The organism is Vibrio sp. 10N.286.49.E11, from assembly GCF_041469505.1.
Classification (GTDB): domain Bacteria; phylum Pseudomonadota; class Gammaproteobacteria; order Enterobacterales; family Vibrionaceae; genus Vibrio; species Vibrio crassostreae_C.
This window is the reverse complement of the sequence record NZ_JBFRKQ010000027.1, coordinates 1-25,448: the sequence shown is the minus strand read 5'-3', so window position 1 is coordinate 25,448 and position 25,448 is coordinate 1. Positions and strand designations below refer to the sequence as shown.

Annotated in this window: 24 protein-coding genes and 1 pseudogene; 11 read left to right on the top strand and 14 right to left on the bottom strand. The window is 45.5% G+C overall.

Features of this window, described 5'->3' with window-relative positions; all coding sequences use genetic code 11:
• Positions 1 to 44 precede the first annotated feature (44 nt).
• Positions 45 to 725: a hypothetical protein gene (locus AB4167_RS04725; RefSeq protein ID WP_102393364.1), complete on the bottom strand. Its 681-nt coding sequence runs from the start codon at positions 723 to 725 to the stop codon at positions 45 to 47.
• A gap of 356 nt (positions 726 to 1,081) precedes the next feature.
• On the opposite strand from AB4167_RS04725, the gene AB4167_RS04720 reads away from it, so the two are divergent.
• Positions 1,082 to 1,762 carry a hypothetical protein gene (locus AB4167_RS04720; protein ID WP_133151240.1) on the top strand — a complete coding sequence of 227 codons (681 nt, stop codon included), beginning with the start codon at positions 1,082 to 1,084 and terminating at the stop codon, positions 1,760 to 1,762.
• A 192-nt stretch (positions 1,763 to 1,954) separates the two neighbouring features.
• Here the strand turns inward: AB4167_RS04720 and AB4167_RS04715 are convergent, their stop codons facing one another.
• The 8 genes and pseudogenes from AB4167_RS04715 to phhA form a co-directional block, all read right to left on the bottom strand.
• Complete coding sequence (locus AB4167_RS04715) at positions 1,955 to 2,830, bottom strand: NAD(P)-dependent oxidoreductase (protein WP_372136209.1); 876 nt, start codon at positions 2,828 to 2,830, stop codon at positions 1,955 to 1,957.
• Between the two features lie 12 nt (positions 2,831 to 2,842).
• Positions 2,843 to 3,007, bottom strand: a pseudogene (locus AB4167_RS04710) (LysR family transcriptional regulator); the annotation flags it as partial.
• A gap of 161 nt (positions 3,008 to 3,168) precedes the next feature.
• Positions 3,169 to 3,885 (bottom strand): YebC/PmpR family DNA-binding transcriptional regulator, encoded by a 717-nt coding sequence (locus AB4167_RS04705; RefSeq protein WP_010432326.1) that lies wholly within the window; start codon positions 3,883 to 3,885, stop codon positions 3,169 to 3,171.
• 96 nt (positions 3,886 to 3,981) lie between these two features.
• The gene (locus AB4167_RS04700) at positions 3,982 to 4,191 is read right to left on the bottom strand and encodes a DUF3283 family protein (RefSeq protein WP_008216860.1); all 210 of its coding nucleotides are present in this window, start codon (positions 4,189 to 4,191) and stop codon (positions 3,982 to 3,984) included.
• Positions 4,192 to 4,408: 217 nt separating this feature from the next.
• Complete coding sequence (locus AB4167_RS04695; RefSeq protein ID WP_017066729.1) at positions 4,409 to 4,915, bottom strand: hypothetical protein; 507 nt, start codon at positions 4,913 to 4,915, stop codon at positions 4,409 to 4,411.
• 135 nt (positions 4,916 to 5,050) lie between these two features.
• Complete coding sequence (locus AB4167_RS04690) at positions 5,051 to 6,151, bottom strand: Fic family protein (RefSeq protein ID WP_137001624.1); 1,101 nt, start codon at positions 6,149 to 6,151, stop codon at positions 5,051 to 5,053.
• Positions 6,152 to 6,292: 141 nt separating this feature from the next.
• Positions 6,293 to 6,631, bottom strand: a complete 339-nt coding sequence (locus AB4167_RS04685; RefSeq protein ID WP_017065112.1) for a 4a-hydroxytetrahydrobiopterin dehydratase — start codon at positions 6,629 to 6,631, stop codon at positions 6,293 to 6,295.
• Positions 6,621 to 7,415 (bottom strand): phenylalanine 4-monooxygenase, encoded by a 795-nt coding sequence (gene phhA, locus AB4167_RS04680; protein WP_017065113.1) that lies wholly within the window; start codon positions 7,413 to 7,415, stop codon positions 6,621 to 6,623. The genes AB4167_RS04685 and phhA overlap by 11 nt, the downstream gene beginning before the upstream one ends.
• Before the next feature lie 198 nt (positions 7,416 to 7,613).
• Between phhA and AB4167_RS04675 the strand changes: the two genes are divergently transcribed.
• The 9 genes from AB4167_RS04675 to AB4167_RS04635 all read left to right on the top strand — a co-directional run bounded on the left by AB4167_RS04675 (position 7,614) and on the right by AB4167_RS04635 (position 18,216).
• A complete protein-coding gene (locus AB4167_RS04675; RefSeq protein ID WP_137001623.1) occupies positions 7,614 to 9,653 on the top strand; it encodes an acetoacetate--CoA ligase in 2,040 nt (679 codons plus the stop codon).
• Between the two features lie 254 nt (positions 9,654 to 9,907).
• Positions 9,908 to 11,392 carry a ricin-type beta-trefoil lectin domain protein gene (locus AB4167_RS04670; protein ID WP_102393369.1) on the top strand — a complete coding sequence of 495 codons (1,485 nt, stop codon included), beginning with the start codon at positions 9,908 to 9,910 and terminating at the stop codon, positions 11,390 to 11,392.
• 167 nt (positions 11,393 to 11,559) lie between these two features.
• On the top strand, positions 11,560 to 12,780 hold the full coding sequence (locus AB4167_RS04665) for an extracellular solute-binding protein (protein ID WP_372136208.1): 1,221 nt from the start codon (positions 11,560 to 11,562) through the stop codon (positions 12,778 to 12,780).
• 69 nt (positions 12,781 to 12,849) lie between these two features.
• A complete protein-coding gene (locus AB4167_RS04660) occupies positions 12,850 to 13,719 on the top strand; it encodes a carbohydrate ABC transporter permease (protein WP_102393370.1) in 870 nt (289 codons plus the stop codon).
• Complete coding sequence (locus tag AB4167_RS04655; protein ID WP_065676058.1) at positions 13,716 to 14,528, top strand: carbohydrate ABC transporter permease; 813 nt, start codon at positions 13,716 to 13,718, stop codon at positions 14,526 to 14,528. The genes AB4167_RS04660 and AB4167_RS04655 overlap by 4 nt, the downstream gene beginning before the upstream one ends.
• A 22-nt stretch (positions 14,529 to 14,550) precedes the next feature.
• Complete coding sequence (locus AB4167_RS04650; RefSeq protein WP_102393371.1) at positions 14,551 to 15,591, top strand: ABC transporter ATP-binding protein; 1,041 nt, start codon at positions 14,551 to 14,553, stop codon at positions 15,589 to 15,591.
• Positions 15,581 to 16,345, top strand: coding sequence for an MBL fold metallo-hydrolase (locus AB4167_RS04645; RefSeq protein WP_081229147.1), 765 nt, complete (start codon positions 15,581 to 15,583; stop codon positions 16,343 to 16,345). The genes AB4167_RS04650 and AB4167_RS04645 overlap by 11 nt, the downstream gene beginning before the upstream one ends.
• Positions 16,335 to 17,207 carry an inositol monophosphatase gene (locus AB4167_RS04640; protein ID WP_372136207.1) on the top strand — a complete coding sequence of 291 codons (873 nt, stop codon included), beginning with the start codon at positions 16,335 to 16,337 and terminating at the stop codon, positions 17,205 to 17,207. Before AB4167_RS04645 ends, AB4167_RS04640 begins: the two co-directional genes overlap by 11 nt.
• Entirely contained in the window at positions 17,203 to 18,216 is a 1,014-nt protein-coding gene (locus AB4167_RS04635; RefSeq protein ID WP_065676062.1) for a LacI family DNA-binding transcriptional regulator, read from the top strand. The genes AB4167_RS04640 and AB4167_RS04635 overlap by 5 nt, the downstream gene beginning before the upstream one ends.
• Before the next feature lie 82 nt (positions 18,217 to 18,298).
• On the opposite strand, the gene maiA is transcribed toward AB4167_RS04635, so the two are convergent.
• From maiA to AB4167_RS04610, 5 genes are all read right to left on the bottom strand, one after another.
• Entirely contained in the window at positions 18,299 to 18,988 is a 690-nt protein-coding gene (gene maiA / locus AB4167_RS04630) for a maleylacetoacetate isomerase (protein ID WP_372136206.1), read from the bottom strand.
• Between the two features lie 38 nt (positions 18,989 to 19,026).
• Positions 19,027 to 20,064, bottom strand: coding sequence for a fumarylacetoacetate hydrolase family protein (locus tag AB4167_RS04625; RefSeq protein WP_372136205.1), 1,038 nt, complete (start codon positions 20,062 to 20,064; stop codon positions 19,027 to 19,029).
• A gap of 9 nt (positions 20,065 to 20,073) precedes the next feature.
• Positions 20,074 to 21,249, bottom strand: coding sequence for a homogentisate 1,2-dioxygenase (locus AB4167_RS04620; RefSeq protein WP_102454002.1), 1,176 nt, complete (start codon positions 21,247 to 21,249; stop codon positions 20,074 to 20,076).
• Positions 21,242 to 22,315, bottom strand: coding sequence for a 4-hydroxyphenylpyruvate dioxygenase (gene hppD / locus AB4167_RS04615; RefSeq protein WP_004732598.1), 1,074 nt, complete (start codon positions 22,313 to 22,315; stop codon positions 21,242 to 21,244). Before hppD ends, AB4167_RS04620 begins: the two co-directional genes overlap by 8 nt.
• A 437-nt stretch (positions 22,316 to 22,752) precedes the next feature.
• A complete protein-coding gene (locus AB4167_RS04610; protein ID WP_372136204.1) occupies positions 22,753 to 24,801 on the bottom strand; it encodes a DUF3466 family protein in 2,049 nt (682 codons plus the stop codon).
• Between the two features lie 301 nt (positions 24,802 to 25,102).
• Between AB4167_RS04610 and AB4167_RS04605 the strand changes: the two genes are divergently transcribed.
• The gene (locus AB4167_RS04605) at positions 25,103 to 25,348 is read left to right on the top strand and encodes a hypothetical protein (RefSeq protein ID WP_010432281.1); all 246 of its coding nucleotides are present in this window, start codon (positions 25,103 to 25,105) and stop codon (positions 25,346 to 25,348) included.
• Positions 25,349 to 25,448 lie beyond the last annotated feature (100 nt).

Genomic DNA, 25,448 nt, shown 5'->3' with positions numbered 1-25,448 from the left:
TAATTTTTAAGCGTTCGCAGTTGTTAATGAGCTTTAGTAAACCGCTATTTGGCTTTCGCTATTAGGGCTTTCGCCGTCATTGTCTCGATGTTGCCAGCATCGGTGTTTTCCATCTTTTCAAGCCACACCTGTGCTTGCTCGAAGTCCTCAGCACGAATCGATGCAGTAATGGCGTAACGGTAAATCCACGATGTCGCAGCGAAATGTTGCTGTTGGAAATCATCTTCCGCGAGTAACGCGAGGAACAGGTCATAACCACGATCGAAATGGTTAAACATGTCTGGCAGAGAGGTGTAAGTCACCGCTGCCATTGCACGGGTTAGGTAAGAATCTGGCAGCCCTTGAACACGGGGTTGTTCATGAATTGGTTGGTCTTCGTCTTTCAGCAGCACCAGTGATTTATCAATGGTTGATAAGCCTCTCTCCACATACTTCATCTTGTTCCAAGGTAAGAACGCATCACGCCCCATCAGGGTTTCTGTGCTTCCTAAATAAACTAAAGTCAGTGGCGTAGCGCCGTCTTGTTGCAGCGTGTCATTAAGGCGTTCATAAGCCACCTCAACCAAGTCTTCATTGCCTTGCGCCGCTTGGTTGTAGATATCGAGCACGTCTGAACTCGGGTTCGCTAAAGCTAACGACGGTGCAAACGAAACAAGAGCAATCAGCAATGAACGCTTAAGCACAGAAGTTGTAGAGCCTGAATTAAATGAGTGTGAAGTAGTCATGATTTCTAATCCCTTTCAAATGTTGACGTTGAAAGGTTAACTAGAATTTGTCGTGCAGTTTTACCAATGCGACGAATGGTAATAATGAGGAGTGAATGGTTGAGAGGCGGTGTGAGTGGGGATATAGGATTCAGTTATTGTATTTCAGTAAAAGTCGTGCTTATTTTGCACAACCCATATTTACTAATTATTCATACTGGGTAGACATAAACACACCTGATACATTGGAGCTATGTATTGTTTTTGTAATCTTCGGAATAGAAACGGTGATTCAGGAGATCGATGAGTAATTGTTGAAATAAATCATTCGCATAACCACTTACAGCTTTAAAATACGAGACAAAGTTAATACAATATTGTTGCACATTGAAATGGTTCAATGTTTATATCAAATTAGTTATGGATTTATCAATATCATGGAAGCAACAACAGTTAATGCTAACGAAACTCAAACGCCAAAAGTTCTAAACAAACTTGGAACTGCATCATATGGTCTCGTTGCAATTGGGTCTTTCTTACCTGCAATTACTATCAAAATGTGGGGAGTGTCTGAATCAATTACAGGTTTAGATGTCTACGGGTTCACTATAGTCTTACTAATGATTGTAGGCTCAGCATCCTGCGCTCTTGGCTTACCAAAAATCGTAGCAAAAGGCATTGGTGCAGTGTCATTAGCGTATCTTTATTACCACTTGTTTCAAGCCATCGGTGATTTAAATGAAATGGCGCAAATGATGGGGGGGCGTCGTGGTGGTGAACTGGGACAGATCATTGAATTAGCTCTACAAAGCGCAAATATTGGCATTGTCGCCTTACTACTTGGCTTCATTTCGTTAAACATTTTTATGTTTGTAGGTTACAAACTTCACCCTCGCTTCGAGGCATTAGATGTAATCTTGAAACACTACTCTTCAAAAGCCTCAGAAAAAGCCGTTGAAAAATCAACTCAAATCAAGAAAGCAACCGAAGAGAAAGCATCAGCAGTTAAACAGAAAGCCAATCAAGTTCAGAAAGAGCAAATCGATAAAGGTGAATAAACTCATTTAAATCATCAATTTTGGACATCTATTTTAACGATTTTCGTCCCATTGATAATTCATAGATTGCTGAATTAGGAATCAAACAGAAAATTCAATACGTTTAAAAGAGCTCAAACCAAACAAAAATAGCCGCTAATCAGCGGCTATTTTTAATTTTCAAACGAAGCTTTTACTGCTTCTTCGATGCGACTACTTCTTTGTCTCTTCAACCACGGCTTTCATCAATACTGATGTATCCATGCGGCCTTGTCCTTCGGCAGACAGTGCCTTGTAGGCGTTGTTGGTCTTTTCAGTCAGTGGAAGCTGGATGCCTTGGCGCTCAGCTTCATCTAGACAGAAACCTAAGTCTTTGATCATCCAATCAATTGCAAAGCCAAAATCGAACTTGTCTTGTGCCATTGTGGTAGCACGGTTTTCCATCTGCCATGAGCCAGCAGCGCCGTTTTTAAGGCAATCAACCAGAGTTGGGATATCCAAACCTGATTTTTCAGCAAGCACTAAGCCTTCAGATAAGCCATTCAACACTCCTGCAATGCAGATCTGGTTAACCATTTTCGCGCGTTGGCCTTGGCCGACTTTACCCATAAGAACTGACGACTTACCGTAAGCTTCGAACACAGGTTGAAGGTCGTTGAAAAGCGCTTGTTCGCCACCACACATGATGGTTAGCACGCCATTTTCTGCGCCCGCTTGGCCACCAGATACAGGTGCATCCATAAAGCGAATACCGGCTTGCTTCGCTGCCACTTCAAGCTCTTCAGACAGAACTGCAGACGTTGTAGTGTGATCGACAAGAATCGCGTTTGGCTTCATCGCTGCCAATGCGCCTGTTTCGCTGGTTGTCATGCTGCGTACGTCGTCATCGTTGCCCACACAAACCAATACCACGTCAGCTTCCGCTACACATTCAGCCACAGATTCTGCCGCTTTACCTTGGTGTTTATCAGCCCAGTCTAGCGCTTTAGTGTGAGTGCGGTTAAATACCGTTACTTCAAAACCGGCTTTGACTAGATGGCCTGCCATTGGGAAACCCATAACGCCTAGCCCGATAAAACTTACTTTCATTTCTTTCTCCTTTTATTTGACCAAACCATCGCTATGAAAAGATCGAACACTCTCAATCAGTGCATCAATAAGCAGGGTCAAAGCCTTTGGCTGATATTTTCTTTCTTTGTACACTAAATACGCTTGGCGATCACCCCGATGATACTCAGGGAGTACTTAAATCAGATTCATGTCGGGATAAGACGAACAATATAATGAAGTTCAGCGATAAATCGCGACCAGAGAACGCTTTGTCAGCCGTACATTATGGAACGATGATCAAGGAAAATCAGGTATAACGTTCATAAAAAAACCGAGCACTAGGCTCGGTTTTTTAATAACTGTTGTTACTGTAAAGATTACAGCTCAGCGTTGTGGTAAACCTGCTGAACGTCATCACAGTCGTCAAGCATGTCTAAGAACTTCTGGAACTTCTCAGAATCTTCTTCAGCTACTGGTGTAGTCGTTTGAGGAACGAAAGTGATTTCCTCAACGTCTAGCGTTAGCTCTGGGAACGCAGTGTTTAGTGCAGTCTTCGTTTTGAAGAACTCAGTCGTTGGAGCGAATACAGTGATAACACCGTCTTCTAGCTCAACGTCAGTCACGTCTACGTCTTCCATCATTAGCGTTTCTAGGATGATCTCGTCGTCTTCGCCTTTGAACTGGAATACAGCTTGGTGAGCGAACATGTGAGACACAGTACCTTCAACACCGATTTTCGCGCCAGTCTTAACGAAACATTGACGAACGTCTTGGAAAGTACGGTTGCCGTTATCAGTTAGACAGTCAACGATTACACTTGTGCCACCTGGGCCAAAACCTTCGTAACGAGCTGGTTGGAAGTCTTCACCGCCGCCGCCATTCGCTTTATCGATCGCTTTTTCGATAACGTGTGCTGGTACTTGGTCTTTCTTCGCTTTAGCAATCAGGTGCTTAAGAGGTAGGTTCATGTCTGGGTCAGAGCTGCCGTTCTTAGCCAGTACGTAAATCTCTTTACCGTATTTAGAATAAACTTTAATTTTTGCGCCTGCAGTTTTCGCCATTGAGGCCTTGCGCACTTCAAAACTTCTTCCCATCGGGATCTTCTCTCTGATTCAATTAACGGTGCAAATTCTAGCAAATTACTGTGTCATTTCAATTCTACAGCACTGCTGGGCAAGGTTTGTCTGCGTTTATGCGACACCCATTACCCGTTTGTATTTTTCTACAGACTGTTCAAACCACACCTTTTCATCTGGGTCACCTAGCTTCATTGCTTCTTCAACAATGGCTTCAGGGCCACATTTCGCTTGCTTCAGTTTCCATACAAGAAACGATGCTTGCTTATCCAGTTCGATTTTATTTTTCTCGCTGGGTGGAAGGAGTGAAAGGTTGATAGACATTGCTAGCCTTCGTCTGTAATACACTTGGCCGAGAAATATATCATAGAGCAGCCTCATAAAACCAATACTATGAGTAACAGAAAGGGTTTATGAGACAAGAAACCAAGCAAGTCGCTGATGCAGGTCAAGCTAGTTTGGGAAAGTGCGTTTGGTGAAGAGCAACTAAAAAGTGAAAAGCAGAGTTTTGAAAGTTAGCTTGCTAAACAACAAAAAGGCGTTAAGGATCGATCGATAATGATTGATAGAATAAAATTGGACCCTTAGATATCTTCTGATTTAGTTCAATAGCTCTTTTTATATCTAACCGCTTTCCATAAGCTAGCACTTCTCTTGTAGCCTCAACATACCCTTCTAATAACTCTAACGATGCTTCCATTCCGAGAATATGGAGATTCATTCTAGCCTTACGCAAAGTTAGATTACTATTGAATGAATTTAGGTAAGCTGTTTTCAAAGAGCCGTCATCGACTTGATCTCTTAGATAATTCGCTAATGTAGTCGTATAAATCGCCATTAAATGCTCAAATTCTGCTACATCATTTGCAGTTTTCATTAACAGATCATTCCGCAGCTTTTGAGCGTCTTTCTTTTCGTCATTGTCGTTATTCAACTTTGTTAAAAGATAAGTTGATGCTGCACCAACTAAACCACCACATAATGTCCCTAATACAGGAAACCCAGACTTAACTATATCGTTATATAATTGTATTTCTTCATTTGTCATTGTATTTGCACATTTTAATAGTAGTAAAAAGAAGGAGCGAGATTTAACCTATAAGTTGGCTCGTTTAACAACCTTCTGTGGCTAAAGAACTGCCAACATTCTCAGCACCTTTAAGTATATAAATTGAAGTGAGCCCTACTCCGGCAACAGATAGCGCGTGCTTCTGCCACCAGAACCAGATTTAACTAAGCAGCCATGCTCAATCAAAGCGTTCAAATGACGTGTTGCTGTGGCGCTGCTCACCTTTGCTACTTTCTGATATTGACTGGCATTGATACCTTCTGAAAAATCACCATCGAGCATCCTATTCAGCACTTTTACTTGTTCTGCCGTAAGCTTGGTTTGATCGATGCTGCGCCAATAGTTAGTCTTATATACAGTTTGGTCGACCTCAGCGAAAACGCCTGTAAACGTCTCGTCTAACGTATCTAAGAACCACATCAACCATTCGCTAATATCGAGTTCCCCTTTCTGGGTTCGCTCCAATATCTCGTAGTAATGCTTGCGGTTAGCGAGAATCCCCACCGACATCGCATAGAAACGTACCGACTGCTGCTCGGCCTGTGCTAATGCCAAGTCGGTCAACAATCGAGTAATACGACCATTACCATCATCTAACGGGTGTAAGGTGATAAACCAAAGGTGAGTTATCGCAGCTCTAAGTAAGGGATCGAGTGTAGCGTCGGTAAGTGAATCATTAAACCATGTGATAAATGTATCTAGCTCAGCATCAAGAATGTCTCGGCTAGGTGCTTCAAAGTGCACGGTTGGACGATCAATTCTTCCTGATACCACTTGCATCGGAGCTTCACCTCGTAGCTGACCTCCGACTACAGGATTAAACATGGTGTAGCCTTGAGGAAACAGTCTATCGTGCCAATGTAAGATCCTATCAAGCGCTAGTGGCTCTGTTAGGTTCTGCACCGCATCCAACATAATTTCAGCTAGGCCATCGGTTTGTTCTGTCGTTGGAAAAGGTCGATCTTCACTGACACCGAGTTTATTGGCTAAAGAAGACCGGACCGAGAAAGCATTAAGCTTTTCTCCCTCAATCGCACTGGAATGGACTATGTTCGCTAATAAGGTGTCGAGCATGGTTTGGGATTGATCTGCCGACTGTGAGGTAATCTTGCCCAATAGAATGCCCTGATTAAGCCGTACTTCTCTTAACCTCACGCCTATTTTCTGATTATCCCAAACAAAGTTTGGCCAATTATCTTGCTGCCAAATCCACATATTACACCCCATGATGCGAAAGTATCACTTATTCAACTCATACTATGAGCTGTTTAAGGCAATTATTCAACTCACATTATGAGCCGAATAATGAGTTAATCGCATCACAGAGGTTGCAAGAGTAACTCCTAACCTACAAAACTATTCACTCACCGCGAACACATCGCAGCGTGAGGCGCAGATGAAGTCATTTTTGTGCAGGCCTTTGATTGAGTGGCTCCACCAAGTGACGGTGACTTTGCCCCACTCCAATAAGATCGAAGGATGGTGGAACTCTTCTTCTGCCAGTTCTGACACTATGTTGCTGAATGCCCATGCTTGCTTGTAGTTCTTAAACTTGAACACCTTCTCAAGCTGCGGGATGCCGTCTCTTTCGATGATCTGCCAGTCTGACAACTCCAACAGTAAAGATTGTTGTTCATCTTCACTTAGGGCAATCGCGTCGATACTGCAGGCTTCGCATTTTTGTTCATTCAACATGTGTTGGTTCCTTGGGTTCAAAAAGTGGTGGTAGTAACCCCGCATCGATGGCGAGATCAGCTTGCTGTAATAGGTTTTCCTGACTGATTTTAAAGAGCTCAGATAGCTCGTCGATCACGTAATATTTCGGCTGCATGATGTCGATACGATAAGGCGTTCTTAAAACCGTTTGCAGATCGAACCGCTCGCGAACGGCCAAATCCCCTCCCAACGCATACATAGTTTCCGCTGGAGACGAAAGAATGCCACCGCCATAGATTTTCAGTTGTTGGCCTTCTTTTACTAAACCGAACTCAACCGTAAACCAATACAAACGGGCAAGATAAGCGCGCTGTTTAGATGTGGCGGCTTGGCCTAGTTTTCCATAATGCTCAGTGAAAGCCGCGAAATCGGCATTAGTGAGCATGGCACAATGGCCGAAAATTTCATGAAAGAAATCAGGTTCTTGTAAGTAATCGAACTCGTCTCGCGTTCTCAGAAATGTCGCAACTGGGAATTTCTTATTGGCGAGCAAATCAAAGAATCGGTCGAAATCGATCAATGCAGGCACAGGCTGAACTTGCCAACCGGTTGTTTCCATTAGCACTTTATTTATCTCTGGCAGCTGGGGAACTCTGTCTAATGGTAGATCCAGCAAGGTCAAACCGTGCAAATAAGCATCGCATGCGCGGTCATTAATCACGTCCAGTTGCCTTTTCACTAAGTCGTGCCAAATAGCGTCTTCTTCGAGGCTCCACTCAACCCATCCCTCTTGGCTCACGGGCTTAGAATGATATTGAGTCATTACACACCTCCTTTCGAATGTCTCACTTTAAGCCTATCTCCACTCCTTATAAGCGCCAATTTGCGCGATTTTTCGAACGGGCGATCGTGTAACATTTTATTTACACAATTACGACAAACCCTTATTTTTCTGATCTTTTGACTTTGTAAAACCTAAATACCAGACTGAAATCGTTAACTTTTTGTTAAAGGTAAAGGAATGCACGAGAGCAATAAGCCAATTTGGCACCCTAGCGAGCAGCGTATCGCCGATGCCAACTTAACCCGATTTATCGATAGCCTTGAACAGTCTGGGTTAAACCTAGATAGGGACGTAAAAAGCTACACCGAACTCCATCAATGGTCTGTGGAACATCCGGAATCATTTTGGCAAAACGTATGGCAGTTTTGTGGAGTAGTCGGCTCACAAGACTCTATTAACAAGGCAGAAAGCGAGACCATCAAAGCTCAAGGTGGGAGCCGCTGGCAGCAGCCGAAATCGAATCGCGATGCGGTGTGGTTTCCGAATGCTCGAGTTAACTACGCCGAAAACTTACTGCATTCAGCAAAAACGTTGCCAAACGAGCTTGCGATTTGGTTTGAGAACGAACGTGGCGAACAACAGAGTTATACATGGGAAACCCTGTGTGAAGCTGTCTCTAGTGTTCAGCAATGGCTTGTCGATAGCGGAGTGAAACAAGGTGATATAGTTGCTGCGTATACTCCCTATCTGCCACAAACCGTGATAGCCATGCTAGCCGCCACCAGCTTAGGCGCGATTTGGACATCGACCTCGCCTGATTTTGGAGTAGAGAGTGTGATTGAGCGATTCGGACAGGTGAAACCTAAGGTGCTGTTCACCTGTGACGGTTACACCTTCAATGGCAAAACGTTCGATATGGCGGGCAAGAACCGTGAAATCATCGAACACTTAAACGAATTAAAACAGGTGTGTGAGATCGGTTATTTGAAACCGAGTAATGACTTAGAGAAGAGCGATTTAGAGAAGAAAAAAGTTGAACATGATGTGTCGATTCTAAGCTGGCACAGCATCATTAATCACTATCAGACAAAACCTCTTCGATTTACTCGTGTCGGCTTCAATGAACCGTTGTTCGTGCTCTATTCCTCCGGTACCACCGGAAAGCCAAAGTGTATTGTTCACTCGGTTGGTGGCACTACCATCAACCACCTAAAAGAGCATCAGCTTCATTGCGATATTAAACCGAGAGATCGCGTGTTCTACTACACCACTTGTGGTTGGATGATGTGGAACTGGCACGTATCTGCGCTCGCGAGCGGTGCTTGTTTGGTGATCTTTGATGGTAGCCCGGTTTATCCGCAGCCCAATGTACTGTGGGACTTGGCACAGCGTGCAGACGTATCGACATTTGGCACCTCAGCCAAGTATCTAGAAGCGATTGAGAAGGCAGAACTCTCGCCGATCGACAGTCACTCTCTTCCTCACTTAAGAACACTGTGCTCGACCGGTTCTGTGCTTTATCCAGAACAGTTCGATTACGTCTACAAACACATCAAGCAAGACCTGCATTTAGCCTCAATTTCTGGAGGGACAGATATTTGTGGCTGCTTTGTTTTAGGTAATCCCATCTCGCCAGTGTATCGCGGTGAGTGCCAACAGGCCGGGCTCGGCGTCGACATCAAAGTGTTCAATTCGTCTGGCCACAAGGTTAATCATGAACGTGGCGAACTGGTGTGTACAAACTCCCTACCCAACTTCCCCGCTGGCTTTTGGAATGACACCGGAGAGCGCTATCACAGCACCTATTGGGATAGGTTCGATAATGTGTGGCATCACGGTGATGAAGTCGCACAGAGCGTGCATGGTGGCTACCTGTTCTACGGTCGAGGCGACACCACCCTCAACCCCGGTGGGGTAAGAATTGGGACTGCCGAGATCTACCAGCAAGTGAACACCATTGACGGCATCATCGATTCGATAGCAGTCGGTAAAAACATCGACCGCAATGAACAGGTATGGCTGTTTGTTCAGCTGCAGCAAGGTGTGAGTTTAGATGAAAAGTTACTGACAGCCATCAAAAGCAAACTCAAATCCTCTTGTTCGCCAAGACACGTGCCAAGCCAGATATTTGCGATCAGCGACGTGCCAAAAACACGCTCTGGCAAACTGGTGGAGTTGGCTGTGAAACAGGTGATCAATGGCAAAAATGTAGAAAACCTCGGGGCTATCGCTAACGCCGAGGTTTTGGAAGAGATAAAGAGTGTTGTTTCGCTTTAGTGTTCTTATCTCACAAGCTCTCAATTAGAAGAAAGTAACTTCCAACGAAAGCCCTCCACGAATAAACATCGTGGAGGGCTTTTTTATCTTCGTATTAACTGTAACTCAGGTTTAAGCGGTTCTAACAAATTGCTCAACTCATTTTTACCCCTAATTGAAGCGAACAATATTTAACCAATCTTTAATCAATCAGTCATCAATATTCTCTAACGTAAACACTCAGTGAACGCGCGTGCAAAAATTAAGGAGAAATTATGCATAAGTTATTTTGGCCAGGGCTAGCTTTACTGGCAAGCTCTCAAGCCTTGGCATCAGTCATTCAGGTAGAACCTGTAGATCCAAGTAAACATACATTCAGTGACATCTATTACATGCAGCAACATAACACCCAAGACTATGGAGATAAGCTGACGGATTGGTTAGATCAGGGGTTTGGTATCGTGGAATTGGATGTGATCGATAGAGGTAGATGGGAACACGAAGAGTTTGGCCCTTACGTGTCTCACTCCTCAAGCCCCGGCAACAAAAACTGCGCAGCAGCTGGCAATACTCGGCTGGGTCATTGCTTCGATGACATCATTCAATGGACAAACCAAAATAACCCGAAATACCCCTTAGTGGTTCTAATCGATCTAAAAGTCAGTTGGGATCCCGCTAACGCATGGAACTACGATGAAGTTGGCATGATTGACAAATGGATCAGTGACTACTTGAGCGAACACCAGTACCGGTTCTCGTCGTACTTAAACGAGCATTTAGTGCCAGCAGCAACAGCAGCGGAACACGCAGGAGCAGTTAACCCCAGTAAACACATTCGTGAATTGACTAAAACATTTGGCTGGCCCTTACTACGCGACCTTCAAGGCAAAATCATCGTTGTTCTCACTGGTGGAAAAATAGGGAGCAAGAACCAAAACTACCGATCAGGTTGGAACTGGTTATGGGAGACACATGGCGTGGTGCCATCAACTTTCATGTGTCCTGAAGGTAGCACTATTGAACATATTAAGGTGGGAGGGCAACTCAATGGGATATCAAAAGAGGAGTCTCAACGCTTTATTTGTAACAACATGGGTCAGAGTAAGCACTACCAAAATGTCGCAAATGAAGCCGCTAATAATAAGCAAATGATGCATATTTGGGGAGACTCTCTAGTTAGCCCTGAAACATTTGAATACAACTACCTTTCAGTTAGCCACGGGGTGCAGTTCATCAATAGAGAAAGATCTAAACCTCAAGATATTTCGACTTGGGGTAATGCTGTTCCACTTATTGGCGTACGACGTTCAATCGCGGGTTTTTTCCAGATTTACAACGAACAAACCGGGCTGTGCTTAAGTGTCAAAGACTCTAAATATAGTAACGGAACTCAGCTAATCAGCAGTCAGTGTCAAAAGTCAGAGGATCAAAAGTTTGTTTACACCGTTGAATCTCAGCTAAGACCCAAAGGAAACTCTCGATATTGCGTGGATATCAAGGGAGGGAAAGCAGGGAACGGCAAAGACCTTCACTTATGGAGTTGTGATGGAGGAACCAGCGAAAAGTGGAGTATTACACCAACCAGCGCATTCATTAGTTGGCACAGTAACACTAGTGGTGACGACGGTAACGGATACTGCATGGACAATAAAGGGGCTGGGGCAGGAACACAATGGCACCTCTACTCCTGTCAGGATTTTAACGCCAATACTCGCTTCAAACTGCTACCAGTCACTCGTTGGGATGACACTCACCAATAAATATTAACCCATATCTAATTTCAGTGAAGCTTAAAATCGCTTCGCCATCACGATTTTAAGTTTCACATCTTCGTCATCAATCTGACATTTAGCTTCACTAAGGTAATAAGTATTAGTTTGAACGCGCGTGCAATAACGCTCAACTTATCAAGGAAAGGGAGAACGTCATGTTCCGAAAAGCAATCATTGCCTCGGCAATTCTCGCCACAACACCATTGGTCAATGCAAGTGAACTGGTCATTGCAAGTCGCGATAGCAGCTATGGCGAAGCCATGGAATTTGTAGTGAGTGAGTACAACAAGGTTAAGCCAGAGACGAAGGTAACCTTGGTTAAACGCCCAACCAAAGGACTATATGAAAGTACGGTTCTTTCTATGCGTGAGCAAACGGGTCATTACGATGTGATCCTTATGGACGATACGTGGGCACCTGAGTTTTTAACCAATCAATGGTTAGCACCACTGTCTAGCTCAGTAGAGGATACTGACTTTGTTCAAGCGTCATTTGATATTGGCCGCTACCCAGATGCAAGCGGCCCTGCTTATGCGATGCCAATGGTGGGGAACGTTGCGATGTTCGCATGGAATCGTGCTGAATTTGCAAAACATGATCTGTCAGAGCCAACGTCATGGACAGACGTGCTCAATTCAGCAAAAACCATCAGTGAATCAAGTGACACTAATGGCGTGGTTTTTCGTGGCGTAAAAGGCAACCCTATCGTGACGGGTTTCCTACCTGTACTTTGGGGATATGGCGCTGATGTGGTCGACGAGAATGGCCGTTCAACTCTCGACTCTAAAGAGGCTGTAGAAGCATTAGAAACCTTCCTAGCAATGAAGCAATTTGCGCCGAGAGGCGTCGATGTTTACAACGCTGATGAAGTACGTGATTCGCTGCAAAAAGGGACAGCGGCAATGGCGATTGAAGTATGGCCAGCCTGGGTGCCAAATCTAGATAACGCTGACGTATCCAACGTTGTGGGTGATATGGAGATAATGGCACCGCCAGCAGAAGTAGGAAGCCCTGCGCCAATGCTAGGTATTTGGCAGCTCGCCATTCCTTCAGACTCAAACAACAAGCAAGAAGCAGAGGCATTCTTAAAATTTGCAACCAGCGCCGATATTCAAAAAGCTCTCGCTCTCGACTACGGCATGCCACCAACGCGTAACAGCATTTACTCTGATGACGAAGTGGTGAGCAAGTATCGTTGGTATCCACAACAAGCCAAAGCACTATCAACTGGTAAGGCTCGTCCTAGAATCCATAACTGGGCGGAAGTGGAAAGTATCTTAGGTGACTTCTTACAGTTAGCAATGATGGGGCAAATGAGTCCGGAGCAAGCCCTTAAGCAAGCTCATACTCGCATCAATCGTATTGTTAAATCGTAATCACTCATAATGAATGCCATCGGTATTGACCTGTGTCGTTGATGCCGATGGCTGCTTTTAGGCTTTTGTATGTTGTTTGAAAATCGTAAGCAGCTCACTGTTTTGTTGCTCCCTGCAATGCTTGTGCTTGGCTTACTCACGGTCTACCCAATTTTGTCGGTACTTTACAATGCGTTCTTCAGCTTAGACAGTGAACGTGCCGGCTATCAATTCATTGGCTTCGCGAACTTCAGCGAACTCTTCAATGACTTCTTCTTCATCGCCGCGATAAAAAACACGTTCGTTTTTACACTGGTAGCCTCAACCGCTCAGGTGCTGCTTGGTTTGGCATTAGCCTTGCTGTTTCATCGCCAATTTCCTGGTCGACGATTCGCTCTGCCCATTATCATCTACCCGATGATGATCTCGACCTTAGTTTGCTCTTCTATATGGCGCTCTTGGTACCACTATGATTTCGGCCTTCTGAACGCCGTTTTGGTGTCGATTGGGCTGCCTGCACAAGAGTGGTTGTTTAACCCTAACTTAGCTCTATTTGCCATTGCCATGGTTGATACTTGGCAGTGGACGCCAATGGCATTTCTCATCATTCTCGCGGGATTGCAATCTGTGCCGAAAGACATCAATGAAGCCGCGATGGTCGATGGTGCAAAAGGCTGGAAATCGACGTTTTACATCACCTTACCGCTCATCCAGAAACAGATATTATTGGCCTTTCTTCTACGCTCGATAGACACCTTTAAGCTATTTGACAAGGTGTACGTGATGACGGGAGGAGGCCCGGGGAACGCCACAGAAACCTTATCGATGTTTGTCTACAAATACGGTTTCCGATTCTTTGACTTAGGAATGGCAAGCGCCTCATCACTGGTCATGCTCGCTATCTCACTCTCTATGACTCTTATCTATGCGAAACGCGTAATGAAAGGAGGCCAAAAATGAATACACGCCTTCATATTTTTTTCGTCTGGGCTGCGACCGGCCTATTTATACTTCCGATCATTTGGATGTTCGGTACTGCCTTTAAGTCACCCGCGGAAATCTTACATTCTGGGACCGCATTATTGCCTTCGACACTGAGCTTCGACTCCTTTCTAAAGGTATGGCAAGGGGAGCTGTTTACTCTAATCAGTAATACCGTACTGGTATCGCTATCTGCAACGGTGGTTTCCGTAATTGTGGCATTCTTCGCTGCTTACGCGTTGGTTCGATACCGCTTTCCAGCCAAACTGGACAACCTGTTTTTATTGTCGGTGTTAATCATCAAAATGATGCCACCGATTGTGGTCGCCATTCCGTTGTACTCGTTAATGAACCAATTCGGGTTACTAAATAGCAAGCTTGGGCTGGTATTGGCGTATCAGGTTTACACCCTGCCCTTTTGTATCTGGATGCTGCTAGGCTTCATTCGTGACGTCCCTTTAGAGATTGAAGAAGCAGGCTCAATGGATGGCGCTCACTTGTTCAAACGCCTTCAATATATTGTATTTCCACTCTGTGCCCCAGGTTTGGTTGCCACGTCTATTTTCGCCATGATTTTGGGATGGAACGAGTTTTTATTCTCTCTTCTTTTCGTGCACACACCGGACAAATTTACCATCCCGCTGTTCATTTCTAACTTCATGACAGAAGACGGCACCGCATGGGGCGAGCTTATGGTGATAGGCATTATCTCCTCTGTTCCTATGCTTTTTCTTGCCAGCTATATGCAGAAATACCTGCTGCGCGGCTTTTCGATGGGCCTGAAATAGGGATTGAAATAAGGAATTAATCATGACGAAACTAAAACTAAAAAATATCCATAAAACCTACGGTGACCACATTGTGATCCCTGAGGTTAACTTGACCATCAACGACGGTGAATTTGTCGTGCTTGTAGGCCCATCAGGTTGCGGAAAATCGACGCTTCTTCGCATGATTGCTGGTTTAGAAAGCATTACTAAGGGCACCATGACGCTCAACGAGCATATTTTGAATCGCGTACACCCTTCTGAGCGTGAAGTTGCGATGGTATTTCAGTCGTACGCTCTCTATCCGCACATGACGGTAAAAAAGAACATTGGCTTTCCGCTCAAGATGGCAGGGGAATCCAAAGAAACCATCGATTCATTGGTGCAGTCCACAGCCGAAAGCTTGCAACTCACTCCCCTTCTAGAGCGCTTACCCAGTGAGCTCTCAGGTGGTCAAAAACAACGAGTAGCCATTGGCCGAGCCATTGTAAGAAATCCTGAACTTTTCCTATTTGATGAACCGCTATCTAATCTAGACGCTAAACTACGCAGTGAAATGCGCCTTTATTTAAAGCAACTACATCAGAAGCTCAAGTCCACTATGGTTTACGTGACCCATGATCAAGTGGAGGCCATGACACTAGCGGATAAAATCGTGGTGCTTAACAAAGGATCAGTTGAACAAATAGGAACGCCTGAGGATCTGTATAACAGACCACAGAACAAATTCGTTGCCTCATTCATTGGCTCGCCAGTCATGAACTTTCTGCCAGCTGACACCTATGAGGCGCTCACTCATAAAGGCTTAGTGCCAAAAGGGGTTGTATCCGTCGGACTGCGCCCTAATCAGGTTTGTGTCGACTCCATTAACCCAAATTGCACAATGACTGTAGAAGTCATGGAGCCGCTCGGTTATGCCCGTCTCTATTATGGGCATTTGAACGGTTCAGCCTTCATTGTAGAAAGTGATGAACTGTATGACGTGGGTGACGCTCTGCCTATCAACCTGCCTAATTCAGTGCAACATTGGTTTGACGACAACGATGAACGAGTACTCGATATCGAGGTTTCTCATGCCGCATGATTTTAAGGTACACACACTTGGGATTGGGGATGCTTATGATGGAGAGCATACTAACGCCAGTGTTATCGTCAAGCAACGCGATTACTCGTTATTAATTGACTGCGGCCCAACGGTGCCAGCTGCCTTATTTCGCTGCAATATAAGTTGCCATGAACTCGATGCCATCTACATTACCCATTCGCACCCCGATCACTGCTTGGGGTTAACCACACTGCTCAATTGGATGGACTCAAAGCAACGCTCACGACCAATCAAAATCATTGTTCAACGTGAACAAAAGGCGATTATCGAACCTTTAGCTCATTTTGCACATTGGCCTGTTGATGCCTTGGGTTATGAGATCGAATGGTGTGAGAGTGAAACGTTAACGAAGATTGGACCTTGGGATGCTCAAACCGCACCGACACAGCATGCAGTCAGTAATTTGAGCCTGCATTTAACCACCTCTCTAGGCTATCAACTCCTCTACTCTGGGGATGGTCAATTAACTGGGAAGAGCTTAAAACTGGCCTGCGAGAGCGATCTAGTCTTTGCTGAATGCGAGACGATCGAACCTCATACCAGTCACGGATCGTGGGCGCAACTCTCCAGTGTTGAAGTAAAACCTGGCAGTCAGTGGAAACTCTATCATATAGAACCAGCGGTACGCTCGCCGCTTTCAATTGCAATCCATCATCGTACTGAGTTCGAGTTGGCAAAAGAAGACGAGATTCTGGTTGCTATCAATCATTGGGGAAACGGTAATGTCGCTTAATCAACCAGGTTCAAACTGCTCAAGTCCAAATCGAGTTCAATCACGTGACGAACTTAATGTCATGTTAAACACCGTTATCCAGATAGCTAACGACGCGGCAACCATTGCAATGACATGGTTCAACAATCGACATGACCTGTCAGTGGAGTCAAAGGGACACCACGACTGGGTATCTGAAGCTGACCGAGAGGTAGAACAGTTCATTCGCCAAGCACTAAGCCACGCTTACCCTACGCATCACTTCTTTGGCGAGGAGCTTGGTGGGAAGTTAATCGCCCCTTGCTGGGTAATAGACCCCATTGATGGCACGACAAATTTTCTCTACGGGCATGGCGACTTTGTTATTAGCATCGCCTTTCTAGACCAAAATGGCGCGTGTATTGGCGTGATCGCAAACCCAATACAAAAGCGAGTGGTCGTCGCCAGTCGCGGGCAAGGAGCCTACGAAATTAAAAATGGAGAGACCCGCCCTTTAAGGCCAAGGCCACTTTCAGACAAAGAATTAGTCATAGGGCTAAATCTTAATTACCAACCAAAGGTTGCCAACGGCTACTTACGCAACACAGAATGGCTAATTGAGAACGGCCATCAGGTTCGAGTGAGTGGTTCCGCTGCTTGGTCAATGACACAAGTAGCCTGCGGAGAACTGGACGGATGCTACATGGGACACGTGTATATTTGGGATGTTCTCGCGGCCCAATTAATCTGCGCCGAAGCAGACTTAGTGGTAGCCCCGTCACTCACCACCACTTATACTGGCCCAGTGTGGGCATGGCCCAAAGGATCAATACTGGAACAATTGTGCCAGCCATCTGATGGCCACGATGTAAGCCAGAAAGTTCGAAAGGAGTCCATTTATTAATAGCACGAAAAAGACCGTTACCGCGCTGGATGTTGCCGAGCATGTAGGTGTCTCACGATCCGCTGTTTCAAGAGCATTTACCGAAGGTGCAAGCATTCAAGCCGACAAACGAGATCGAATTCTTGAGGCGGCAAAAACACTGGGCTATCAACCCAACTTCTTTGCTCGAACCTTAAGTACCCCTGCACAAAAAAAACGGTCAAACTTAGTAGCCATATTGATCAGCGACTTTTCAAACCCGTATCAGTCGCATTTATTTGAGATCCTCTCCAACATACTTCAACAACATGGCAAGCAGCCTATGCTACTCAACGTTAAGCACGAGCAGGACTTAGAGCAAGCCATATTACGCCTCTCTGGTTATCAGGTTGATGGCGTAATTGCTGTCGCAGGATCTCTCCCTGTCGAAGGATTTGAACAATGCCTAAAGCTCTCTCTACCCCTTGTGACACTGGGACGAGCGGACGAACGAGGCATCATTCCCTCTGTTCAAACCGACAATGTTCAAGCTGGTCGCCTTGCTGCTGAACACTTGATTCGCCTCGGTATAACAAAGCTCGGATTTATTGCTGGTCGGCAAGACGGGTCAGCCTCAAATGAACGCTATCAAGGCTTTAAAAACGTCGTTGAAGAGCAGCTTGGCTTTATCCCTGAACGTTTGTGCGCGCACAGCTACGGCTATTCAGCCGGTTTTGAGTTGGCTATTCGAGAGATAGAAGCGATTCGTGAGCTTGACGGCATTTTTTGCGCTTCAGATGCGCTCGCTATGGGCGTCTTGGACAGCTGTCGCGATATCGCTCGTATCCCAGTGCCAGAACAGTTAAGAATCGTTGGCTGTGATAATGTTCCCCAAGCGGCGTGGCAGGGTTACCAGCTCACAACCATTGCCCAACCGGTCAATGAGATAGCCAAGACCGTGATGGAAAAGCTCAACCAGATCTGGTCAAATCAACACGGTACTCAAACCTACACCCGCATTTCTCCCATATTGAAGGTACGCAGAACCTGATTTGGCATTTATTCAGGCTCTTAAATGTCAGGCTGTGTATAAGCTATTGCAGTAAAGCCAGTTGTTAATTGTTGCTATTCGCTTACATCGGTACATTCGCATCCGCTTGGTTCTCTGGCATCGCATCAATAAAAGCAGGTAACTGATTGCACGCTTCGACAATTGAGTTAATCAGCGGATAAGGCGACATATCAACGCCAAAGCGCAGCGCATTATACACCTGTGGCACCAAGCAAATATCGACAATGCATGGTGAATCGGTAAGGCTATAAACTGAATCAGCGTATGTTTGACGATGCTTAGAAAGCTTCTCTTCTAATGCCGAAAAACCTTGGCTCATCCAATAGTGAAGCCAGTCTATTTTCGCCTCTTGCTCACACGACAACTCTCGCTCCAAATACTGCAACACACGAAGGTTATTGAGAGGGTGAATTTCTATCGCAATATCCTGCGCCATTGCCAACGCTTGATAGCGCAATGGTGTTTGCTCGGGAATCAACAAGGAGTCTGGGCTGCTCTCACATAAATATCTTTCATCCAAGTATTGCAAAATAGTCAGCGACTGATTGAGTTTAACTTCACCATCCACCAGCACAGGCACTAACTCACTGGCGTTGAGCTCACGATATTGTGGATCATGCTGCTCGCCGCCATTACGCACCAAATGCACCGATTTAGACTCATAGTCGAGTTGCTTTAGGTTCAATCCAATACGCACCCGATAGGCGGCCGAAGAGCGCCAATAACCGTAAAGTGTCATGTTCTGATTCATACAATGATCTCGCTCGAGCTGAATCTTTATAATATGGGTTATAACGCTCGATATTGGCTAACTTTTTGGTCAATCGCACCAAAAATGGAATCACCCGCCGTATCAAACATCTCTAGGCGAATCGAGTCGCCAAACGACATGAATTGAGTCGAAGGTTTGCCATCGCGAATCGTCTCAATCATGCGCACCTCGGCAATGCATGAATAGCCCACGCCGCCCTCGGCAATTGAGGTGCCGTGGTCAGTGCCTTGCTTATTCGATACCGTGCCTGAACCGATAATAGCCCCCGCCGACAGTGGACGAGTCTTCGCAGCATGGACTACTAGTTCAGCAAAGTTGAAAGTCATATCGACGCCCGCATTCGGGCAACCAAAAGGCTGGTCGTTGTAGGTCGATATCAGCGGTAAATGCACCTTACTGCCTTTCCACTGTTCACCTAGCTCATCAGGCGTAACGGCAACCGGGGAAAACGCTGAAGAGGGCTTAGACTGGAAGAAACCAAAGCCCTTGGCGAGCTCTGCTGGAATCAAGCCACGCAGCGACACATCGTTCACCAACATCAGCAGACGAATCGAATCGTGCGCTTGCTTAGCACTAGCACCCATTGGCACATCTCCGGTGACAACCGCGACTTCACCCTCGAAATCGATGCCCCACTCGTCGCTGGCAAATTCGATATTGTCACGAGGGCCGATAAACGCATCTGAGCCTCCTTGATACATTAATGGATCAACCCAGAAGCTTTCTGGCATTTCAGCACCACGCGCCTTACGCACCAGTTCAACATGGTTTACATAAGCACTGCCATCAGCCCATTGATATGCGCGTGGCAGAGGTGATTCACAATACTGAGATGCAAACACTTCACTGCCAGTCACATGCCCGTTGTTTAACGAGGTGTATAACTCTTCTAACTGAGAAGCCACGCTGTCCCAGTTATCCAATGCTACCTGCATGGTTGGCGCTAGATGCATCGCATGGAAAATTTCGGTGGCAGCTACACATTGTTTAAGATCTTTACTTACGACCATCAATAGACCGTCGCGAGTGCCATTTTTCTTGGTTGCTAATTTCATCCTTGCCCCTTACTTCTTATCGTCAGCCATGGTTTGAGAACCTGTCTCTTGCAAACCCGTGTCTTGCCAACTGTAGACATATTCTTTGTTCTCAACGTTATCGAGTTCGTCAGAGAACTGCAGCGCGTGGCGAGTATCGATCATCACCGCGACTTCATCGGTGAACTTTTTCTTATGCGCTTGCCCAGCCTTAAAGGCTTTAGGATGAGGCCCATGAGTGAAGCCCGCCGGGTGGAAAGTCACCATACCCGCTTCAATATTATCGCGGCTAAAGAAGTCACCTGCGTGATAGAACAGCACTTCGTCGTAGTCATCATTGTTGTGGTAGAACGGCACTTTCAATGCACCTGGATCGCTCTCAATCGGGCGTGGTACAAAGGTGCACACCACAAAGCCTGCGCCAACAAAAGTGGTGTGTGCTGACGGTGGCAAGTGGTAACGATGTGACATCAGCGGTCTGATATCGCGCCAATTCACTTTCACCACCGCTAAGTCGCCATGCCAACCAATTGCATCCAATGGATTGAACGGATAGGTGATCACACTGACTTTGTCGTGGCGTTTCACCTGAACCTGAGTTTGATTTTCTGAATACTGAGCGCGGAATTGCTCATTGATAGAAGGTATGTCGAGCACCGCCGGATCAAACACCGCGTGATTACCGACCATGCCTTTCTCTGGCAGGGAGTAAGCCGCGTCTGTGTTCTCAATCATCAAGATGAACATCGGCTCACTTGGCTCTAAACGCCAGTTGGTTGAGCGCGGGATCATCACGTAATCCCCTTCACTCACGGCTAGATGACCATAGTCACAATAGAGATCGGCGCTACCTTGGTGAATGAACAGCAGCTCATCACCATCAGAATTACGCACCAAGAAATCCATCTTCTCGTCCATGCGCCACACTCGGATTTTGCAGTCAGCGTTGTGCAAAAGATGAGGCACCGCCCAAGGGGTTATCTGGCTGGCTTTTTCCACCAGCGTAAAATCAAAAGCGCGAGGGCGTAAATCACCTTCCCACTCCGACCAACCTGTTGGGGCATGCTGGTGATGAAAATGAGCGGCAGGGCCGAAGAATCCACTTCGGCCCGCCTCTCGCTCATAAATTGCCTCTTCGGGGAAGTCGGCATGCGCTTGTTTAGAGCACACCCCCTCCCGATGAGGAAACGAGATCCATTTATGCATCGTCTAATACTCCTCGACGAATCTGGTCCTCTTCAATCGATTCAAACAGCGCCTTGAAGTTACCTTCACCAAAGCCTTCATTGCCTTTACGCTGAATGATTTCAAAGAACACAGGCCCGATCACCGTCTGCGTGAAAATTTGCAGCAAGATGCCGTCTTTGGTCGGCGCGCCATCAATCAGAACACGTAGGTCTCGCAGCAGTTCGGTGTCTTCACCGTGGCCTTTCACACGATCGTCAACTTTCTCATAGTAGGTGTCAGGAGTTGGCATAAAGTCCATGCCGCGATCACGCAAGGTTTTCACCGTTTTGTAGATATCATCCGTAGCAAGTGCGATGTGTTGGATACCTTCGCCGTTGTATTCACGAATGAACTCTTCAATTTGTGATTTGTCGTCTGAAGACTCATTGATAGGAATTCGGATTTTGCCGCACGGTGAGGTCATGGCGCGGCTCACAAGGCCTGTCAGCTTGCCTTCAATGTCGAAGTAGCGAATCTCACGGAAGTTACCAAGACGCTCATAGAACCCAGACCACACATCCATATTGCCTTGCTTAACGTTGTGCGTGAGGTGGTCGATTTCATACAAGCCAACATTCGCTTCTGCCATGCGCTGCTCTGCATCGTCATAGAATCGGAAATCGACGTCGTAGATGCTCTGCTTGCCATAACGATCCACAAAATAGAGCAGGCTTTCACCGATGCCGTAAATGGCAGGAATGCTCAGCTCCATCGGCCCTATTTCTGTTTTATACTCTTCACCACCGCCCTTGAATGCTTGCTCCATTGCAGCTGTCGCTTCGTTGACACGAAAAGCCATGCCGCACACCGATGGCCCATGCACTTTAGCGAACGCTTCCGCTTGGCTGTGTGGCTGTTCATTAACGATGAAGTTGATGTCACCTTGTCGATACAGCCAAGCCTCTTTTGAGCGATGCTTGGCGACCTCAGCAAAACCAAGTGACACAAACAGTGCTTTAAGTTGCTCAATTCCCTTGTGGTCAACGGCCGTGTATTCAACAAACTCGAATCCATCCGTGCCAAGCGGGTTGTATGTATCCACCATGAACTTTCTCCTTGTACCTATTGGTTTTGTATTACGTGATTTTTGTCCTTAATTAAATTTGGCCCACAAGCGGAAAGATTGGAATGCATCGAAGGAAATGGGCAATAACGCTAAAAACCCGTCAAATTGTAAAATAATTGTTACACACAAACCCTCACAACAGGAAAGTGAGTGCTATCAAGGGATTGAAGAGTGGTGGTTTGATTTACAGCAAAGCAAGAGATGTTACTTAATTGTTACAAGTGATTTTTTTGGCTAAAGCAGAAAGAGATAAGTGTATATTGAACGTAAAAAGAGCATCACAAAACAGGTGATGCTCTTTTAAAAAGCTTCATATCCCAGCGGTATTCTTATGGGACGAAGTATCAAACCTAACCCATTACTTTAATGGTTGACGGTCAAATAGAGGTTGTTTCTCTCGTGAGCACGTCATCAATTTAGGCAATCACAGAACGAGACTTTTTCAAGCGAACTGAAAGCACGGACATTAAACTGATAAGCACCAATAGCCCGGTACCGGCACCACTACGTTCAACATCTTCAGCGCTATCATCACTTCTTTCAGCAATGTCTTCACTTGTTGCTCCAGATATCGGGATAAGTTTTACAGCCACCACCCTCTCGTCACCTACTCCATCATTACAATAAGCAAAGTGTGCGGTTGAATCATAAGCCATAGAAGAGGAGCTACTTTCACTCGCAAAACATTGTATTGCCGTCCCTGAGATAACACCCGCGTCATTAATGTCGGTTGCGTCCAATATTCTAAAGTGGTTGTTGGCATCACTGTAGTCACCACCGTTAGTTAGGTCGTCTAACCACCAAGCTTGATCATTATATCTTGCACGTCTATCAGCATCGGTACCAATGTCGTTGTAAGGGAAAATGAAGCCGCGATGCCTCCTTTCATGGCCGTCTACTTCAGAGTGAGTTTCTGCGTCAACATAACCAACAATTTCATTGTAATTATTGATCTCACTTGCTTTTCCTTCTGCACTATCAAAGAAAATGTCTTCACCTAAACTTGCGAAGAATGTAGCTGTTGGCGTTGTGTCATTCGCATCAGCGACGAACATACGATTATCAGACACACGATCCGACGGATAATCACCATCTCTTTTTGCATAACCAATAACCATCATGTTTTCATTAATGTCTGTTGCGACAGAATTACTGTGAATGTATGAATCACTCACTTCTACCGTCGCATTAGCGATAAATGTCGTCGTCCAAGCATTTTCCGAAACGCTGAAATTTGACGTACTGCTTGGCCTAAACACAGCAGCCTGCATAAGAAAGTTATCTGAATCATCTAGTTCCGTATTGTAACCAACTAAAACAGGATAAGAGCTATATGTCCCTCTAGACGAAATCGTTGCAGCCCTCACACTCGCTTGTGCTGAAGCTTCATCATCGTTGTAAGAGTAATAGGTCGAACTGGTTTCCCAATCGGATACTGCAAAACGGTTTCCATCATCATTGGGACCATTCGCATCGGTTATATTCCAGACAAAAGCTCGATTAGCAAAAGCAAAGTTCTGACACTCTGGATATAAAGCAGGCTCAATATCTTCATCGATACAATTATCTAGATCCTCAGCATCACTGTCGGATGTGTACGGAGAGTCATAATCTTTGTATCCATCACTGTAATAAAAAGTCGCAACGGACGCGCTTCCGACCACATAGCTTTCCCCTCCATAACTGAAAGAGTCAAAAGCCATCGTTCTTCCCATTTGGGAGATTATATTCGCTTCGCCGTCAGCATCGCTGATCGTAATGCTGGTATCGGCTTCAGGTTGGAGAACCGTAAATTCAGTGCCTGTATCGTAGTAACCACGCTGCCTATACAACTGAATATATTGGTTGTTATAACTGTAGTAACCACTGCTGGTGTTACCAAGAACAAAACCATTCTCGTCAACTTTAGTGATCACCTTCTCCTCTGTTCCATCAACAAAGGAATAACTATAACTGCTCACATCAGGTGGGTTGCTGCCAACATCTGGGATCTCGCTTAGCGAAGAAGAATCATAAAAAGCCGTGGAATTGGTCTGATAGCTCAGCCCGTAATACGCATCACGCTCATTTTTCAAGCCTCCAATGCCCGCATCATCATCGCCATACCACAATAAAGAACTCCAAGCTTCACAAGTCGCGTAGCCAAGTTCGCTCGTGCAGTAGCTATAGATATCGTCATAATCCAAATAGTAGAACGTGTTATCGATACCAAAGGGGACCTCCTCTTTAAAGGAAAAACCTGGTTCTGCATTTTGAGCTTCCCCTGCGAATGCGTAGTCGGTGTCACCACAACTGGTACTAAAGCAATCCGTTGTACCAAGCTCTGGTTCAACTGCGACCCCATACACCGATTCAGTTTCTACTGGTGATTCCTCCAAAACCACCCTATAAAGCGCAGCGTTACTATAAGAAGCAACCAACAACGTAGAAGAGACAACGACTGATTTTTTTACCATTGCCTTCATTCTACGGCTCCTAAAAAATAATCCATTTCAATACCAACGATAGCTTTCTGCCTTTATTGCTAAAGGCATTAAATTCATGAGTTCAATAGTGGACTAGGATAAAAATAGAAAATGTGGAAACTATGTAGAAACAATGGAGGTTTAAACAACCTGACTTGATGGGCTGATGAACTGATGCCCTATTAAAGTTAAACGCTAACTTTCATCTCCTAGATTTATCCATTTTCTCTGCTAATTTGATCGCTAACCTATTTGCGTCAAAGAAATACACTTATATTTGGTTACGAATAGGAATTAAATTATGAAAAAAATCACGACAGCATTACTTTTACTGACATCGACATTCGCGCTTCAAGCGTGTGCTGAAAGCCGTGAAGGTCCAAGAGAAATGCCAAGTTTTGAAGAAATGGATGCAAACGGTGATGGCGAGTTACAATTAGAAGAGCTCAGAGGTCCACTCGCCGATGACTTTGATAAACTAGACGCAGATGGAAGCGGTGGTCTATCGGAAGAGGAAGTTCCGCCACCACCACCAAGACGTCAATAATGGTTAGAGGGTTATCCTAAAATAGTGATAATTCAATGCGAGCTGATGGGGTATAGCACCCTGTCAGCTCGCTATTCATTGGCTTTGTTTCCTAAATCAG

Bases quoted from the DNA above. Each gene is read 5' to 3' on its own strand.
- AB4167_RS04715 (WP_372136209.1), bottom strand. From the start codon at position 2,830: ATGAAAGTAAGTTTTATCGGGCTAGGCGTTATGGGTTTCCCAATGGCA.
- AB4167_RS04665 (WP_372136208.1), top strand. From the start codon at position 11,560: ATGTTCCGAAAAGCAATCATTGCCTCGGCAATTCTCGCCACAACACCA.
- AB4167_RS04695 (WP_017066729.1), bottom strand. From the start codon at position 4,915: ATGACAAATGAAGAAATACAATTATATAACGATATAGTTAAGTCTGGG.
- AB4167_RS04685 (WP_017065112.1), bottom strand. From the start codon at position 6,631: ATGTTGAATGAACAAAAATGCGAAGCCTGCAGTATCGACGCGATTGCC.
- AB4167_RS04650 (WP_102393371.1), top strand. From the start codon at position 14,551: ATGACGAAACTAAAACTAAAAAATATCCATAAAACCTACGGTGACCAC.
- AB4167_RS04620 (WP_102454002.1), bottom strand. From the start codon at position 21,249: ATGCATAAATGGATCTCGTTTCCTCATCGGGAGGGGGTGTGCTCTAAA.
- AB4167_RS04645 (WP_081229147.1), top strand. From the start codon at position 15,581: ATGCCGCATGATTTTAAGGTACACACACTTGGGATTGGGGATGCTTAT.
- maiA (WP_372136206.1), bottom strand. From the start codon at position 18,988: ATGAATCAGAACATGACACTTTACGGTTATTGGCGCTCTTCGGCCGCC.
- AB4167_RS04655 (WP_065676058.1), top strand. From the start codon at position 13,716: ATGAATACACGCCTTCATATTTTTTTCGTCTGGGCTGCGACCGGCCTA.
- AB4167_RS04675 (WP_137001623.1), top strand. From the start codon at position 7,614: ATGCACGAGAGCAATAAGCCAATTTGGCACCCTAGCGAGCAGCGTATC.
- AB4167_RS04705 (WP_010432326.1), bottom strand. From the start codon at position 3,885: ATGGGAAGAAGTTTTGAAGTGCGCAAGGCCTCAATGGCGAAAACTGCA.
- AB4167_RS04610 (WP_372136204.1), bottom strand. From the start codon at position 24,801: ATGAAGGCAATGGTAAAAAAATCAGTCGTTGTCTCTTCTACGTTGTTG.
- AB4167_RS04690 (WP_137001624.1), bottom strand. From the start codon at position 6,151: ATGTGGATTTGGCAGCAAGATAATTGGCCAAACTTTGTTTGGGATAAT.
- AB4167_RS04605 (WP_010432281.1), top strand. From the start codon at position 25,103: ATGAAAAAAATCACGACAGCATTACTTTTACTGACATCGACATTCGCG.
- phhA (WP_017065113.1), bottom strand. From the start codon at position 7,415: ATGACTCAATATCATTCTAAGCCCGTGAGCCAAGAGGGATGGGTTGAG.
- AB4167_RS04700 (WP_008216860.1), bottom strand. From the start codon at position 4,191: ATGTCTATCAACCTTTCACTCCTTCCACCCAGCGAGAAAAATAAAATC.
- AB4167_RS04725 (WP_102393364.1), bottom strand. From the start codon at position 725: ATGACTACTTCACACTCATTTAATTCAGGCTCTACAACTTCTGTGCTT.
- AB4167_RS04640 (WP_372136207.1), top strand. From the start codon at position 16,335: ATGTCGCTTAATCAACCAGGTTCAAACTGCTCAAGTCCAAATCGAGTT.
- AB4167_RS04670 (WP_102393369.1), top strand. From the start codon at position 9,908: ATGCATAAGTTATTTTGGCCAGGGCTAGCTTTACTGGCAAGCTCTCAA.
- AB4167_RS04625 (WP_372136205.1), bottom strand. From the start codon at position 20,064: ATGAAATTAGCAACCAAGAAAAATGGCACTCGCGACGGTCTATTGATG.
- AB4167_RS04660 (WP_102393370.1), top strand. From the start codon at position 12,850: ATGTTGTTTGAAAATCGTAAGCAGCTCACTGTTTTGTTGCTCCCTGCA.
- hppD (WP_004732598.1), bottom strand. From the start codon at position 22,315: ATGGTGGATACATACAACCCGCTTGGCACGGATGGATTCGAGTTTGTT.